This is a genomic window from Alloalcanivorax balearicus MACL04 (assembly GCF_025532145.1).
GTDB classification, from domain to species: Bacteria; Pseudomonadota; Gammaproteobacteria; order Pseudomonadales; family Alcanivoracaceae; genus Alloalcanivorax; species Alloalcanivorax balearicus.
The window spans coordinates 1-15609 of the sequence record NZ_ARXS01000044.1; the positions used below are offsets into that span (position 1 = coordinate 1).

General features: G+C 59.0%; 11 protein-coding genes and 1 tRNA gene. All 12 read left to right on the forward strand.

The window, feature by feature from the left end:
- The first annotated feature begins 95 nt into the window (after window positions 1-95).
- The 12 genes from MA04_RS21095 (at window position 96) to fusA (ending at window position 15548) form a co-directional block, all read left to right on the forward strand.
- Window positions 96-171: transfer RNA gene (locus tag MA04_RS21095), tRNA-Trp, on the forward strand.
- Window positions 172-213: 42 nt separating this feature from the next.
- Window positions 214-588, forward strand: coding sequence for a preprotein translocase subunit SecE (gene secE / locus MA04_RS21100; RefSeq protein ID WP_262462689.1), 375 nt, complete (start codon window positions 214-216; stop codon window positions 586-588).
- Between the two features lie 9 nt (window positions 589-597).
- Entirely contained in the window at window positions 598-1140 is a 543-nt protein-coding gene (gene nusG / locus MA04_RS21105) for a transcription termination/antitermination protein NusG (RefSeq protein WP_014996124.1), read from the forward strand.
- A gap of 89 nt (window positions 1141-1229) precedes the next feature.
- Window positions 1230-1658, forward strand: coding sequence for a 50S ribosomal protein L11 (gene rplK, locus MA04_RS21110; RefSeq protein WP_014996123.1), 429 nt, complete (start codon window positions 1230-1232; stop codon window positions 1656-1658).
- 3 nt (window positions 1659-1661) lie between these two features.
- Window positions 1662-2357, forward strand: coding sequence for a 50S ribosomal protein L1 (rplA, locus tag MA04_RS21115; protein ID WP_163128146.1), 696 nt, complete (start codon window positions 1662-1664; stop codon window positions 2355-2357).
- A gap of 296 nt (window positions 2358-2653) precedes the next feature.
- Window positions 2654-3187, forward strand: a complete 534-nt coding sequence (rplJ, locus tag MA04_RS21120) for a 50S ribosomal protein L10 (RefSeq protein WP_163128148.1) — start codon at window positions 2654-2656, stop codon at window positions 3185-3187.
- 69 nt (window positions 3188-3256) lie between these two features.
- A complete protein-coding gene (rplL, locus tag MA04_RS21125; RefSeq protein ID WP_014996120.1) occupies window positions 3257-3637 on the forward strand; it encodes a 50S ribosomal protein L7/L12 in 381 nt (126 codons plus the stop codon).
- Between the two features lie 149 nt (window positions 3638-3786).
- The gene (gene rpoB, locus MA04_RS21130) at window positions 3787-7929 is read left to right on the forward strand and encodes a DNA-directed RNA polymerase subunit beta (protein WP_262462693.1); all 4143 of its coding nucleotides are present in this window, start codon (window positions 3787-3789) and stop codon (window positions 7927-7929) included.
- A 100-nt stretch (window positions 7930-8029) separates the two neighbouring features.
- Window positions 8030-12232 carry a DNA-directed RNA polymerase subunit beta' gene (gene rpoC, locus MA04_RS21135; RefSeq protein WP_163128151.1) on the forward strand — a complete coding sequence of 1401 codons (4203 nt, stop codon included), beginning with the start codon at window positions 8030-8032 and terminating at the stop codon, window positions 12230-12232.
- Window positions 12233-12408: 176 nt separating this feature from the next.
- Complete coding sequence (gene rpsL, locus MA04_RS21140) at window positions 12409-12783, forward strand: 30S ribosomal protein S12 (protein ID WP_014996117.1); 375 nt, start codon at window positions 12409-12411, stop codon at window positions 12781-12783.
- Window positions 12784-12899: 116 nt separating this feature from the next.
- Entirely contained in the window at window positions 12900-13370 is a 471-nt protein-coding gene (gene rpsG / locus MA04_RS21145; RefSeq protein ID WP_014996116.1) for a 30S ribosomal protein S7, read from the forward strand.
- 78 nt (window positions 13371-13448) lie between these two features.
- A complete protein-coding gene (gene fusA / locus MA04_RS21150) occupies window positions 13449-15548 on the forward strand; it encodes an elongation factor G (protein WP_262462696.1) in 2100 nt (699 codons plus the stop codon).
- Window positions 15549-15609: the final 61 nt, after the last annotated feature.

Genomic DNA, 15609 nt, shown 5'->3' on the forward strand with positions numbered 1-15609 from the left:
CGTTGGCGCCGGCGTGGTGGCCAAGATCGTAAAGTAAGACAATTCGAGGCCGGGGCTTCGGCTCCGGCCTGTTTTGTTTCTGATTAGTGAGTTACAGGCCAGTAGTTCAATTGGTAGAGCACCGGTCTCCAAAACCGGCTGTTGGGGGTTCGAGTCCCTCCTGGCCTGCCAATTTTCCCAGAGCTGCCGTCAGGCGGCGGGGTGCATCGGCAGATGAACGAGAAAGTTGAAGGGCAATCTGGGTCCTCCACTCTAGAGGTCATCAAGTGGCTCGTCGTTGCCGCTCTGGTGGCCGCTGCTGTTTTTGGCAACAGCTATTTCTCCGACGTGTCTCCCCTGTATCGGGCCCTTGGCGTGGTGGCGGTTGCCCTGGTTGCGGCCTTCGTGGCTTTGCAGACCGAGCAGGGCAGGTCCTTCAATCAACTGCGTAAGGACTCCATGGTGGAGCTGCGCAAGGTGGTGTGGCCCACCCGTCAGGAAACGCTGCAGACCACGCTGATCGTTCTGGTCTTCGTGGTGATCGTGGCGCTGCTGTTGTTCGTGCTCGACTGGGCGCTCAGCGGCCTGATCTCGATGCTCATCGGCTAAGGGGTACACATGGCTAAGCGCTGGTACGTGGTACACGCCTATTCCGGCTTTGAAAAGCACGTCAAACGGGCTCTTGAAGAGCGCATCAAATTGCGCTCCATGGAAGAGTTGTTTGGCGAAATTCTCGTGCCTACCGAAGAGGTGGTCGAGATTCGTGGCGGTCAGAAACGTAAGTCCGAGCGGAAATTTTTCCCAGGCTATGTGCTGGTGCAAATGGAGATGTGCGACGACTCCTGGCACTTGGTAAAAGAAACGCCGAAGGTCATGGGCTTCATTGGTGAAGACCCGAAGAATCCCGGACGTGTTTCACCGATTACTCAGAAAGAGGCGGATGCCATCCTGCGCCGCATGGATGACGCGGTCGAAAAGCCGAAGCCCAAGACGCTGTTCGAACCCGGCGAAGTGGTGCGGGTTGTCGATGGACCGTTTGCCGACTTCAATGGTGTGGTCGAGGAAGTCAACTACGAGAAGAGCCGGCTGCACGTGGCCGTGCTTATTTTCGGTCGCTCTACCCCGGTGGAGCTGGAATTCGGTCAGGTTGAAAAGACCTGACGCCCGTCCCGGCGATCTTCGCCGGATTGTCGACAACCTGAGGGGAGCCTGTTTTATTCTGGCGTTCGCACCCAAGGAGTCTCAATACCATGGCTAAGAAAGTACAAGCCTACATTAAGCTGCAGGTGGCAGCGGGTCAGGCTAACCCTTCACCGCCTGTTGGCCCCGCGCTGGGTCAGCATGGTGTGAATATCATGGAGTTCTGTAAGGCGTTCAACGCCCAGACTCAACAGCTGGATGCCGGTGCGCCGGTTCCGGTGGTGATTACGGTTTATAATGACCGTTCCTTCACCTTCACCATGAAGACCCCGCCGGCTGCCTACCTGCTGAAGAAAGCAGCGGGTATCAAGAGCGGTTCCGGTGAGCCCAACACCAAAAAAGTGGGCAAGGTGAATCGTGCGCAACTGGAAGAGATCGCCAAGGCGAAAGAACCAGATCTGACGGCTGCCGATCTGGATGCCGCCGTGCGCACCATCGCGGGCTCCGCCCGTTCCATGGGCCTGGACGTGGAGGACTAATCAATGGCCAAGCTGTCCAAACGCGCCCGCGCCATCAGCGAAAAAATCGAGCCGGGCAAGGCGTACCCGGTGGAAGAGGCGGTAGCTCTGTTGACCGAGCTGTCCGCGGTGAAATTCAAAGAGTCCATCGATGTGGCGGTGAACCTGGGCGTCGACCCGCGTAAATCCGACCAGAACGTCCGTGGTGCTTCTGTTCTGCCTCACGGTACCGGAAAAACCGTTCGTGTGGCGGTGTTCGCTCAAGGCGCCAAAGCCGAAGAAGCGAAAGAGGCCGGCGCCGACGTGGTGGGCTTTGACGACCTGGCCGAACAGGTTCAGGGCGGCGAAATCAACTTTGATGTGGTGATTGCTTCTCCCGACGCCATGCGCGTGGTCGGCAAGCTGGGTACCATCCTTGGTCCTCGCGGCCTGATGCCGAACCCGAAAGTGGGTACCGTGACCCCGGATGTGGCTCAGGCGGTGAAAAACGCCAAGGGCGGCCAGGTGCGTTACCGTACCGACAAAGGTGGCATCATCCACTGCACCGTTGGTCAGATCGGTTTCGATGCCAATGCCATCAAGGAAAACGTGGAAGCACTGATCGCCGATCTGAAGAAGGCGAAACCGGCTTCCGCCAAGGGCGCGTACTTCAAGAAAGTAACGCTGTCCAGCACCATGGGCCCGGGTCTGGCGATCGATACCGCCTCCCTGGCTATGTAAGGTATATGGGTCGCGCCGATTGGTTGGCGTGGCTCACGTTCTTTGATCCCGGCGGCATGCCGTCGGGGCGTCAAAGACCGCAGGTCCGTCCCGCGAGACGCAGTCTGGCTTTATGAGCTCAGGTCTCGGGGATGGTTAAGGGGTGACCGCCTGCGTAGGCGCGGTAGTTGCAAATCCTGTGTCAAAGCAGGGGCTGGCTTCCGCGATAACGACCGGGTAACCGGTCATGGCAACCGCCGGATCCTCGGTTATGCAGTCTGGGAATCCGGTTTGTTTGTGAATCCAGGAGGTAAATTGTGCCTTTGAATCTGGAGGACAAACGGGCGATTGTGGCTTCGGTGAACGCTGTTGCTTCCGAAGCGCTGTCTGCAGTGGTTGCCGACTATCGTGGTCTTTCCGTGGCTCAGATGACCGAGCTGCGCAAGAAGGCCCGTGAAACCGGCGTGTATCTGAAAGTAGTTCGGAACACGCTGGCCAAGCGTGCTGTTGAAGGTACCGAATATGCGTGCCTCAACGATTCGCTGGTCGGCCCCACTGTCCTGGCGTTTTCCCAAGAAGATCCGGGCGCTGCCGCTCGGCTCATCAAGGATTTCGCCAAGGATCATGACAAGCTCGAAGTGAAAGCACTGGCTATCGGCGGTGTGGCGTATGGCGCTCAGGATATCGATGTCCTGGCCAAGCTGCCTACCCGCGACGAGGCCCTTGCTCAGCTTTTGTCCGTCATGCAGGCCCCGGTGGCCAAGTTTGTTCGTACCCTCAACGAGGTGCCCGGCAAATTTGTTCGCACGATGGCGGCCGTGAAGGACAAGAAACAGCAGGAAGCTGCCTGACATTAAGTCTGGCGGCGTAACTACCCGATCCAATCGTGATCGCCCGTACGGTGATTTAGGAGATTGAAAATGGCCGTTTCCAAAGAAGATATCCTCAGCGCAGTTGCTGAAATGAGCGTTATGGACCTCGTCGAACTGATCGAGGCCATGGAAGAGAAGTTTGGCGTAACCGCAGCTGCCGCAGTGGCAGCCGCTCCGGCAGCTGCCGGTGGCGACGCTGGTGCCGCCGCGGAAGAGCAGACCGAATTCGACGTGGTTCTGACCGGTTTCGGCGACAAGAAAGTCGGCGTGATCAAGGCAGTTCGCGAAGTAACTGGTCTGGGTCTGAAAGAAGCGAAAGACTTGGTCGAGGGCGCTCCTGCTCCGGTCAAGGAAGGCGTTTCCAAAGACGAAGCCGAAGAGATCAAGAAAAAGATCGAAGAGGCTGGCGGTACCGCCGAGCTCAAGTAAGCGCGGTAACGCAATGTCTTTCCGCAACAACGAGGAAAGGCGCCGGCTGGCAGCTTAAGGGCTGCCAGCCTTTTGTCGTTTCTGTACGAACGGTTTCGTGCAGAGATATCACCCTGAGGTGATAGGTGGTCAACAGCCGAGGAACGCAGATGGCATACTCATTCACTGAGAAAAAGCGGATCCGCAAAGATTTCGGCAAGCTTCCCAAGGTCATGGAGGTCCCGTACCTGCTGGCCATACAGCTCGATTCTTACCGCAAATTCCTACAGCAGGATAAAGGCGCCGAGGCGCGCTTGGAAGAAGGCTTGGAAGCTGCCTTCCGGTCCGTTTTCCCGATTTCCAGTTACTCGGGCAACGCGGCCTTGGAGTATGCCGGCTATGAGTTCGGCAAGCCGGTCTTTGATGTCAAAGAGTGCATCATTCGTGGCACAACCTACGCCGCGCCGCTGCGCGTGCGCATCCGGTTGGTGATCTACGACAAAGAGTCCAATGGCGCGATCAAGGACATCCGTGAGCAGCAGGTCTACATGGGCGAGATCCCACTGATGACCGAGAACGGTACCTTCGTGATCAATGGTACCGAGCGGGTCATCGTGTCCCAGCTGCACCGCTCTCCGGGTGTGTTCTTTGACCACGACAAGGGTAAAACCCACTCTTCCGGCAAGCTGCTGTATTCCGCCCGGGTGATTCCCTACCGTGGTTCCTGGCTGGACTTCGAATTCGATCCGAAGGATCTGGTCTACGTACGTATCGATCGCCGCCGCAAGCTGCCGGCGACGATTCTTCTGCGTGCGCTGGGCTACACCTCCGATGAAGTTCTGGAGATGTTCTTCGACACCAACGAGATTCTGAGCGAAGGCGATGTCTATCGCATGCGTCTCGTGCCGGAGCGTCTCCGTGGCGAAACCGCCACCTTCGACATCTTTGCCGGTGACGAAGTGGTGGTGGAGCGTGGCCGCCGGGTAACCGCGCGCCACATCCGTCAATTGGAGAAAGCCAATATCGAATACCTGGAGATTCCGGCGGAATACCTCCAGGGCCGTTATCTGGCCAAATCCATCATTGATGAGGATACCGGCGAAATTCTGGTCGAGTGTAATACCGAGCTGACCGCCGATGTCCTGGAAAAACTGAGCAAGGCGGGTGTTACCCGTTTTGAAACTCTGTACACCAATGATCTGGACCACGGTCCGTTCATTGCCGATACCCTGCGCGCCGACCCCACCCGCAGCCCGCTTGAGGCGCTGGTGGAAATCTATCGGATGATGCGCCCGGGTGAGCCGCCGACCAAGGAAGCGGCGGAAAATCTGTTCAAGAACCTGTTCTTCACCGACGAACGTTACGATCTCTCTGGCGTGGGCCGGATGAAGTTCAATCGTCGTCTCGGTCGGGAAATCGAAACCGGTCCGGGCATCCTCTACGACGGCCGCTACTTCAGTGCCCGTACCGATGAGGAAGGCAAGCAATACCACGAACAGCTCGGCAGCGAAGTGTCTGATGTCGTCGACGTGCTCAAGACGCTGGTGGATATCCGCAACGGTAATGGCGTGGTGGACGATATCGACCACCTCGGCAACCGCCGTGTGCGGTCCGTGGGCGAGATGGCGGAAAACCAGTTCCGCGTAGGCCTGGTGCGTGTTGAGCGGGCGGTGAAAGAGCGTCTGAGCCTGGCGGAATCCGAAGGGCTGATGCCGCAAGATCTGATCAACGCCAAGCCGGTGGCTGCCGCGGTGAAGGAGTTCTTCGGCTCCTCCCAGCTGTCGCAGTTCATGGACCAGAACAACCCGCTTTCCGAGGTCACCCACAAACGCCGGGTGTCCGCGTTGGGCCCGGGTGGTCTGACCCGCGAGCGTGCCGGCTTTGAGGTGCGCGACGTGCACCCGACGCACTACGGTCGCGTGTGCCCGATCGAGACCCCTGAAGGTCCGAACATCGGTCTGATCAACTCCCTGGCGAGCTACGCGCGCACCAACGAGTACGGTTTCCTGGAATCCCCGTACCGTAAAGTGATCGACGGCAAGGTGAGCGACGAGATCGAGTACTTGTCCGCCATCGAGGAAGCCGAGTGTGTGATCGCTCAGGTGGATGCCAAGATGAACGATGACGGCGGCTTCGTGGAAGACTTCGTCACCGTACGGCACCGCTACGAATTCACCGTCATGGAGCGCGACACCATTACCCATATGGATGTCTCGCCGCGTCAGGTGGTATCCGTGGCCGCGTCCCTGATTCCGTTCCTGGAGCACGATGACGCCAACCGGGCGCTGATGGGCTCCAACATGCAACGCCAGGCGGTGCCGACGCTGCGTGCTGACAAGCCTCTGGTGGGCACTGGCTTCGAGCGTCACGTGGCCCGGGACTCCGGGGTTTGCGTGGTGGCCCAGCGTGGTGGCGTGGTCGACAAGGTGGATGCTTCGCGCATCATCGTCAAAGTCAACGACGATGAAGTGGCCGAGGGTGAGGCCGGCGTGGACATTTACAACCTGACCAAATACACCCGCTCCAACCAGAACACCTGCATCAACCAGCGTCCGCTGGTGAAAGTGGGTGACAAGGTGGCGGCCCGCGACATCATGGCGGATGGCCCGTCCGTGGACATGGGCGAGCTGGCGCTGGGTCAGAACATGCGCGTCGCCTTCATGCCCTGGAACGGTTACAACTTCGAGGACTCCATTCTCATCTCCGAACGGGTAGTGAAGGAGGATCGTTTTACCTCCATCCACATCCAGGAGCTGACCGCGATTGCCCGGGACACCAAGCTGGGTGCCGAAGAGATCACTGCGGATATTCCCAACGTGGGTGAGGCGGCGCTAGCGAAGCTGGATGAGTCCGGCATCGTCTACATCGGTGCGGAAGTGGAAGCCGGGGACATTCTGGTAGGCAAGGTCACGCCGAAAGGCGAGACCCAGCTCACTCCGGAAGAGAAGCTGTTGCGCGCCATCTTCGGTGAGAAGGCGTCCGACGTGAAGGATACCTCTCTGCGGGTTTCCTCCGGCGTCAAGGGCACGGTCATCGATGTGCAGGTGTTTACTCGTGACGGTGTTGAGAAAGACGAGCGCGCCAAGCAGATCGAGCAAGAGGCCCTGGAGAAATTCCGCAAGGACCTGAAAGACGAGTACCGGATCCTCGAGCAGGACATCCTGGATCGTCTGCGTTCCGTGATGGCCGGCAAGAAGGTCAACGGCGGTGCTGGTCTCAAGCGTGGCACTCAGATGACCAACGAGGTCCTTGATGAACTGGATGCGGACAAATGGTTTGAACTGCGCCCGGCGGACGAGGACGTGGCCGAACAGCTCGAACGTGCGCACCAGTATCTGGAGCAGCACAAGAAAGAACAGGACGAGCGCTACAAGGACAAGCAGGCCAAGATCTCCGGCGGTGACGATCTGTCCCACGGTGTTCTGAAGGTGGTCAAGGTTTACCTGGCAATCAAGCGTCGTATCCAGCCCGGTGACAAGATGGCCGGTCGTCACGGTAACAAAGGTGTGATCTCCGTGATCATGCCCGAGGAAGATATGCCGTATGACGACAACGGTGTTCCGGTGGATGTGGTGTTGAACCCGCTGGGTGTGCCGTCGCGGATGAACGTGGGTCAGATTCTTGAAACCCACCTCGGCTGGGCCGCCAAAGGTCTGGGCGAGCGCATCGGCGAGATGCTGGACGAGCAGAAGAAAGTTGCCGAAGTGCGTGACTTCCTCGATCAGATCTACAACCGCACCGGCGCCGGTGGCAGCCGCGAAAGCCTGGACGAGTTCTCCGATGATGAAATCATCGAACTGGCCAGCAATCTGCGCGGCGGTGTGCCGATGGCGACCGCGGTATTCGACGGTGCCAAAGAGTACGAAATCAAGGCGCTGTTGGAGTTGGCCAAGCGGGACCGTTCCGGCCAGATCGAACTGTGGGATGGCCGTACCGGCGAGAAGTTCGACCGTAAGGTAACCGTCGGCTACATGTACATGTTGAAACTGAACCACTTGGTGGACGACAAGATGCACGCGCGTTCCACCGGTTCCTACAGCCTGGTTACCCAGCAACCGTTGGGTGGTAAGGCGCAGTTCGGTGGTCAGCGTTTCGGTGAGATGGAAGTGTGGGCACTGGAGGCCTATGGCGCCGCCTACACTCTGCAGGAAATGCTCACCGTGAAATCCGACGATGTGAATGGGCGCACGCGCATCTACAAGAACATCGTCGACGGAGACCACCGGATGGATCCGGGCATGCCGGAATCCTTCAACGTGCTGTTGAAGGAAATCCGCTCCCTCGGTATCAACATCGAGCTGGAAAACGACTGAGGTCGCGGCGCCGCTCTTCCAACAACAGAGCGGCGCCACTGCCTGACCCGGATTTAGTAGGAAAGAATCGCGAGCGAAAGCTCCATACGGAGGACTGGCCTTGAAAGACTTGCTGAATTTGCTCAAAAGTCAGGGACAAGTCACGGAGTTTGACAAGATCCGAATCGGTCTGGCACCGCCGGACCTGATCCGCTCCTGGTCTTTTGGCGAAGTGAAGAAGCCGGAGACCATTAACTACCGGACCTTTAAGCCGGAGCGTGATGGCCTGTTCTGCGCGCGCATTTTTGGTCCGATCAAGGACTACGAATGCCTGTGCGGTAAGTACAAGCGTCTCAAACACCGTGGTGTGATCTGTGAGAAATGTGGCGTTGAGGTCACTCTCTCCAAGGTTCGCCGTGAGCGCATGGGTCATATTGAACTGGCCAGCCCGGTCGCCCACATCTGGTTCCTGAAGTCGCTGCCGTCCCGCATCGGTCTGATGCTGGACATGACCCTGCGCGACATCGAGCGGGTGCTGTACTTCGAATCCTTTGTCGTGACCGAACCGGGCATGACCACCCTGGAACGTGGCCAGCTGCTGACCGACGAAGAGTACTTCGATGCGCTGGAACAGTTCGGTGATGAGTTCGAAGCGAAGATGGGCGCGGAGGCGGTGCAACAGCTTCTGCAGGACCTGGATCTGCGCGACGAGATCAACACTCTGCGTGAAGAGATCGACTCCACCAACTCCGACACCAAGCTGAAGAAGCTGTCCAAGCGGCTGAAGCTGATGGAGGCCTTCCAGGCTTCCGGTAATGAACCGGAGTGGATGATCATGACCGTTCTGCCAGTGCTGCCGCCGGATCTGCGTCCGCTGGTGCCGCTGGATGGTGGCCGCTTCGCCACTTCCGATCTGAACGATCTGTATCGCCGGGTGATCAACCGGAACAACCGTCTCAAGCGCCTGCTGGACCTGAATGCCCCGGACATCATCGTGCGTAACGAAAAACGCATGCTGCAGGAGTCCGTGGACGCGCTGCTGGATAACGGCCGCCGCGGCCGTGCCATCACCGGTTCCAACAAGCGCCCGCTGAAGTCCCTGGCGGATATGATCAAGGGTAAGCAAGGGCGTTTCCGTCAGAACCTGCTCGGTAAGCGGGTGGACTACTCCGGTCGTTCCGTGATCGTGGTGGGGCCGACCCTGAAGCTGCACGAGTGCGGCCTGCCGAAGAAGATGGCGCTGGAGCTGTTCAAGCCGTTCATTTTCTCCAAACTGGAAGGGCGCGGCCTGGCCACCACCATCAAGGCGGCCAAGAAGATGGTCGAGCGCGAAACCGCCGAGGTCTGGGACATTCTGGCCGAGGTGATCCGCGAGCACCCGGTGATGTTGAACCGGGCGCCGACCCTGCACCGTCTCGGCATCCAGGCGTTCGAGCCGGTACTGATCGAGGGTAAGGCGATTCAGCTGCACCCGCTGGTGTGTGCCGCCTTCAACGCCGACTTTGACGGTGACCAGATGGCGGTGCACGTACCGCTGACCCTGGAAGCGCAGCTCGAAGCCCGGGCACTGATGATGTCCACCAACAACATCCTGTCTCCGGCCAACGGTGAGCCGATCATCGGTCCGACCCAGGACGTGGTGCTGGGTCTGTACTACATCAGCCGTGAGAAGGTGAACGTCAACGGCGAAGGCCGGGTGTTCGCCGACACCAAGGAAGTGATGCGCGCTCTGGGCACCAAAGAGGTGGATCTGCACGCTCGTATCAAGGTGCGCCTGGAGGATGTGGTCAAGGACCAGGAAGGTAACATTCACCGGGAATGGCGTATCGCGGATACCACTCCGGGCCGCTGTAAAATTTGGGACATCGTGCCGGAAGGCATCGGCTTCGACATGGTCAACCAGAACATGACCAAGAAGGCGATCTCCAAGCTGCTGAACACCTGCTACCGGATTCTGGGCACCAAGGAAACCTGTATCTTCGCTGACCAGATCATGTATCTGGGCTTCCGTGAAGCGACCCTGTCCGGCTCCTCCATCGGTGTGGAGGACATGGTTATTCCGCAGGCCAAGTACGAGCTGATCGGCAAGGCCGAGGAAGAGGTGCGCGAGATCGAGGAGCAATTCGCTTCCGGTCTGGTAACCCGCGGTGAGCGCTACAACAAGGTTGTGGACATCTGGTCTCGTACCAACGACCAGATCGCCAAGGCGATGATGGAGAACCTGAAGACCGAAGTGGTGAAAAACCGCGAAGGCAAGGATGAAGAGCAGGGCTCCTTCAACTCCATCTTCATGATGGCCGATTCCGGGGCGCGGGGTTCCGCCGCCCAGATTCGTCAGCTGGCCGGTATGCGCGGCCTGATGGCCAAGCCGGACGGCTCCATTATCGAAACGCCGATTACCAGTAACTTCCGTGAAGGTCTGAACGTACTGCAGTACTTCATCTCCACTCACGGTGCCCGGAAAGGTCTGGCGGATACCGCACTGAAAACCGCGAACTCCGGTTACCTGACCCGTCGTCTGGTGGACGTGGCCCAGGATTTGGTGATCACCGAGGAAGACTGCGGCACCGAGCAGGGGCTGATCATGACCCCGCTGATCGAGGGTGGCGATGTGGTCGAGCCCCTGCGTGAGCGGGTGCTGGGCCGGGTCGTGGCCCGCGACGTGATGAACCCGCTGAACCAGGACGAAGTGGCCGTGGAAGCCGGCACCCTGTTGGACGAAGTATGGGTGGACAAGCTGGAAACCATGGGTGTGGACGAAGTGAAGGTGCGTTCCTCCATCACCTGTGCCACCCGTTGGGGCGTGTGTTCCTCCTGTTACGGCCGTGATCTGGCCCGTGGCCATCAGGTCAACGTGGGTGAGGCTGTCGGCGTGATCGCGGCCCAGTCCATTGGTGAGCCGGGTACCCAGCTGACCATGCGGACCTTCCACATCGGTGGCGCGGCAAGCCGGGCCTCCGCGGTGTCCAGCATCCAGATCAAGCACGGCGGCAAGGTGCGTTTCCACAACGCCAAGCACGTGACCCACAAAGACGGTCTGGTGATCGTTTCCCGCTCAGCCGAGCTGGCGGTGGCCGATGATCTGGGCCGCGAGCGCGAGCGCTACAAGGTGCCCTACGGTGCTCTGGTTACGGTGAGCGAAGGGGATTCCGTGGACGGTGGTCAGGTCGTGGCGACCTGGGACCCGCACACTCACCCGATCATCGCCGAAGCGGCGGGTAAGGTGCTGTTCGGTGATATGGAAGAAGGTATCGCCGTTACTTATCAGACCGATGAGCTGACCGGTCTGACCAACATCGAAGTGATGCCGAGTCAGGACCGTCCGTCCGCGGGCAAGGACCTGCGTCCGGTGGTTCGTGTGGTGGATGGCAAAGGTAAGGCGGTAAGCCTGCCGAATACCGACGCCCCGGCCAACTACTTCCTGCCTGGCGGTGCGCTGTGTGGCCTGAAGAACGGTGCCGATATCATGGTGGGGGACGTGATCGCGCGGATTCCGCAGGAGTCTTCCAAAACCCGTGACATCACCGGTGGTCTGCCGCGGGTGGCGGACCTGTTCGAGGCCCGCAATCCTAAGGAAGCGGCTATTCTGGCGGAAAAAACCGGTACCGTGTCCTTCGGCAAGGAAACCAAGGGCAAGGTACGTTTGGTGATCACCCCGGACGATGGTGGCGACACCTACGAGGAACTGATCCCCAAATGGCGCCAGCTCAACGTGTTCGAAGGTGAGCACGTGGAGAAAGGCGAGGTGGTTTCCGACGGCCCGCTGAACCCGCATGACATTCTGCGTCTCAAAGGTGAGGTGGAGCTGGCCCGTTATATCGTCAACGAAGTGCAGGAGGTTTACCGCCTGCAGGGTGTGAAGATCAACGATAAGCATATCGAAACGATCATCCGCCAAATGTTGCGTAAGGTGGAAATCAGCGAAGTGGGCGAATCGACCTTCATCAAGGGCGAGCAAGTGGAATACGCCCGGGTGATGGAAGAGCTGGATCGCCTGAAAGGTGAAGACAAGATGCGGCCTCAGTTCGAGCGGATGCTGCTGGGTATCACCAAGGCTTCCCTGGCCACCGAATCGTTCATCTCCGCGGCCTCCTTCCAGGAGACCACCCGGGTGTTGACCGAAGCGGCGGTAACCGGGAAGGAAGATGACCTCCGCGGTCTCAAGGAGAACGTGGTCGTGGGTCGTCTGATTCCGGCCGGGACCGGCTATGCCTACCACATGGATCGCCGGCGCCAGCGTGCGGATGCCCGCGGCGACGGTCCGACCATGGACGAGGTGGAAGCGGCCCTGTCCGAGGCGCTCAGCTCCTCTGGCCAGGAGTAAAGGGTCAGGAGTAAGGGACCAGGAATTAAGCGCCATCCAGGCCCCCCGGCATCTTGACTTGGTGCCGGGGGGTCCCTAGAATCGCTCGCCCCTATTCTGTAGGTAGGAATCGGGTGGCGAAAATCTGACAATCAAGTCAGTTCGTCACAGAACTGTAAGCGTGGAGCAGTAGTTTCATGGCAACTGTAAACCAGCTGGTGCGCAACCCGCGCAAAAGCAAGGTAGAGAAAAGCGACTCGGTCGCCCTGCAGGGCTGCCCGCAGCGTCGCGGCGTTTGCACCCGGGTGTACACCACTACCCCGAAAAAGCCGAACTCCGCGCTGCGTAAAGTGTGCCGGGTGCGTCTGACCAACGGTTATGAAGTGTCTTCCTATATCCCGGGAGAAGGCCATAACCTGCAGGAGCACTCCGTGGTGCTGATCCGTGGCGGTCGTGTTAAAGACCTGCCTGGTGTGCGCTATCACACCGTGCGTGGCACCCTGGATACCGCCGGTGTTCAGGATCGCAAGCAGCGCCGTTCCAAATACGGTGCCAAGCGGCCGAAGAAGTAAGTCGTAACCCTATTCATACAGCCGGGCGTTGCTCCCGGTAGGATGAGTAAGGCCGGGCCTGGTCCCGGATAACCTGAAGCATTCCCGCCCCGCGGGTAGTAAGAGGAACACATCCGATGCCAAGAAGACGCGTCGTTGCCAAACGTGAGATCCTGCCGGATCCGAAATTTGGAAGCCAGTTGCTGGCCAAGTTCATGAACCACGTAATGGTGGACGGTAAGAAATCCGTCGCCGAGCGTATCGTCTACGGCGCTCTGGATATCGTGACCGAGCGTAAGAGCGGTGAAGCCCTGGAGCTGTTCGAGAAAGCCCTGGATAACATCCGCCCGGTGGTCGAGGTGAAGAGCCGTCGTGTTGGTGGCGCCACCTACCAGGTGCCGGTGGAGGTTCGCCCCAGTCGTCGTACCGCCCTGGCCATGCGTTGGCTGGTGGACTCCGCGCGTAAGCGGGGTGAGAAGAGCATGGCCCAGCGCCTCGCCGGTGAGGTGATGGACGCCGCTGAAGGTAAAGGCGCGGCGATGAAGAAGCGGGAAGACGTACACCGCATGGCGGAGGCGAACAAGGCCTTCTCCCACTTCCGCTTCTAAGGCAGAGCGTAGACAGAGTAAACCGGCCTTCGATCAGGCCGGTTTTTGTATTGGATTCAGAGACTCGAGGTTAGCAGCGTGGCACGTAAGACTCCTCTCAACCGCTATCGCAACATCGGTATCTGCGCCCACGTGGACGCGGGTAAAACCACCACCACCGAGCGGGTTCTGTTCTACACCGGTGTGTCTCACAAAATCGGTGAAGTGCATGATGGTGCCGCGACCATGGACTGGATGGAGCAGGAGCAAGAGCGGGGTATCACTATTACCTCCGCCGCGACCACCTGTTTCTGGCAGGGCATGGACAAGCAGTACGAACAGCATCGCATTAACATCATCGACACTCCCGGGCACGTGGACTTCACCATCGAGGTGGAGCGTTCCCTGCGGGTGCTTGACGGTGCCGTTGTGGTGTTCTGCGGTACTTCCGGTGTGGAGCCGCAGTCCGAAACGGTGTGGCGTCAGGCCAACAAGTATGAAGTGCCCCGTATCGTGTTCGTTAACAAAATGGACCGTGCCGGCGCCAACTTCGATCGCGTATGCGACCAGATTCGCACCCGTCTGGGGGCCAAGGTCGTGCCGATCCAATACAACATTGGCGCGGAAGACGAGTTCAAGGGCGTGGTCGACCTGCTCCGCATGAAGGCGATCTTCTGGAACGAAGACGACATGGGGATGACCTATGACGAGCGCGATATTCCGGAAGATATCGCCGGTCGTTGCGCCGAACTGCGCGAGCAGATGGTGGAATCCGCGGCGGAAGCGTCCGAAGAGCTGATGGAGAAGTACCTGGACGAGGGTGATCTCAATAATGAAGAGATCAAGACCGGGCTGCGTCAGCAGGTTCTGGCCAATGAAATCGTTCTGGCTCTGTGCGGCTCCGCGTTCAAGAACAAGGGCGTTCAGGCCATGCTCGACGCGGTGGTTGAATTCCTGCCTGCTCCGGATGAGGTGAAGGCGATTCAGGGTACGCTGGAAGATGGTGAGACCGTTGAGTCCCGCAAGTCGTCTGACGATGAGCCCTTCTCCGCCCTGGCCTTCAAGATCGCTACCGACCCGTTTGTGGGCTCTCTGACCTTCATCCGTGTTTACTCCGGCGTGGTGAACTCCGGTGACAGCGTGATGAACTCCGTGAAGTTGAAAAAGGAGCGGATCGGTCGTCTGCTGCAGATGCATGCGAACAGCCGTGAAGAGATCAAGGAAGTCCGTGCCGGCGACATCGCCGCTTGCGTGGGGCTGAAGGATGTCACCACCGGTGACACCCTGTGTGATCAGAACAAGGTGATCGTGCTGGAGCGGATGGAATTCCCCGAGCCGGTAATTTCCGTGGCGGTGGAGCCCAAATCCAAGGCTGACCAGGAAAAGATGGGGCTGGCGCTGGGGCGTCTGGCTCAGGAAGACCCCTCTTTCCGCGTGAAGACCGACGAAGAGACCGGCCAGACCATCATCTCCGGTATGGGGGAGCTGCACCTGGACATCATCGTTGACCGCATGAAGCGTGAGTTCAAGGTGGAAGCAAACGTGGGCGCGCCGCAGGTGGCGTACCGTGAAACCTTCACCAAGCCCGCCGACGTTGAAGGGAAGTTCGTCAAGCAGTCCGGTGGTCGTGGTCAGTATGGTCACGTCAAGGTTAAGTTCGAGCCGATCGACCGGGATGAGGAGTTCCAGTTCGAGGAACAAATCCATGGTGGTGTGGTGCCGAAGGAGTACTTTGGCGCGATCCAGAAGGGTATCGATGAGCAGCTGCAGTCTGGCGTGCTCGCCGGTTATCCGATCCTGGGTGTGAAGGCCATTCTGTATGATGGCTCCTACCACGAAGTGGATTCCAATGAGAACGCCTTCCGCATGGCGGGTGGCCTGGCGGTGCGTAATGCCGCCAAGGAAGCCGGCGCGGTCCTGCTGGAGCCGATCATGAAAGTGGAAGTGGTCACTCCGGAAGAGTACATGGGTGACGTGATGGGCGACCTGAACCGTCGTCGTGGTACCGTCCAGGGTATGGATGACACCGTTTCCGGCAAAGTGATTCGCGCCGAGGTGCCGCTGTCCGAGATGTTCGGCTACGCCACCGACGTGCGTTCCATGTCCCAGGGGCGTGCCAGCTATTCCATGGAGTTCCTGAAGTACTCCGAGGCTCCGCGCAACATTGCCGAAGACGTGATCAGCGGCAAGAAATCTTAAATTTACGGTGAATTTGTAAAGGTATAGAACCGTGGCAAAGGAAAAGTTTGAACGTAATAAA

Excerpts from the sequence above, each read along its gene's own strand:
- secE (WP_262462689.1), top strand. The coding sequence starts at position 214 with ATGAACGAGAAAGTTGAAGGGCAATCTGGGTCCTCCACTCTAGAGGTC.
- nusG (WP_014996124.1), top strand. The coding sequence starts at position 598 with ATGGCTAAGCGCTGGTACGTGGTACACGCCTATTCCGGCTTTGAAAAG.
- rplK (WP_014996123.1), top strand. The coding sequence starts at position 1,230 with ATGGCTAAGAAAGTACAAGCCTACATTAAGCTGCAGGTGGCAGCGGGT.
- rplA (WP_163128146.1), top strand. The coding sequence starts at position 1,662 with ATGGCCAAGCTGTCCAAACGCGCCCGCGCCATCAGCGAAAAAATCGAG.
- rplL (WP_014996120.1), top strand. The coding sequence starts at position 3,257 with ATGGCCGTTTCCAAAGAAGATATCCTCAGCGCAGTTGCTGAAATGAGC.
- rpoB (WP_262462693.1), top strand. The coding sequence starts at position 3,787 with ATGGCATACTCATTCACTGAGAAAAAGCGGATCCGCAAAGATTTCGGC.
- rpsL (WP_014996117.1), top strand. The coding sequence starts at position 12,409 with ATGGCAACTGTAAACCAGCTGGTGCGCAACCCGCGCAAAAGCAAGGTA.
- rpsG (WP_014996116.1), top strand. The coding sequence starts at position 12,900 with ATGCCAAGAAGACGCGTCGTTGCCAAACGTGAGATCCTGCCGGATCCG.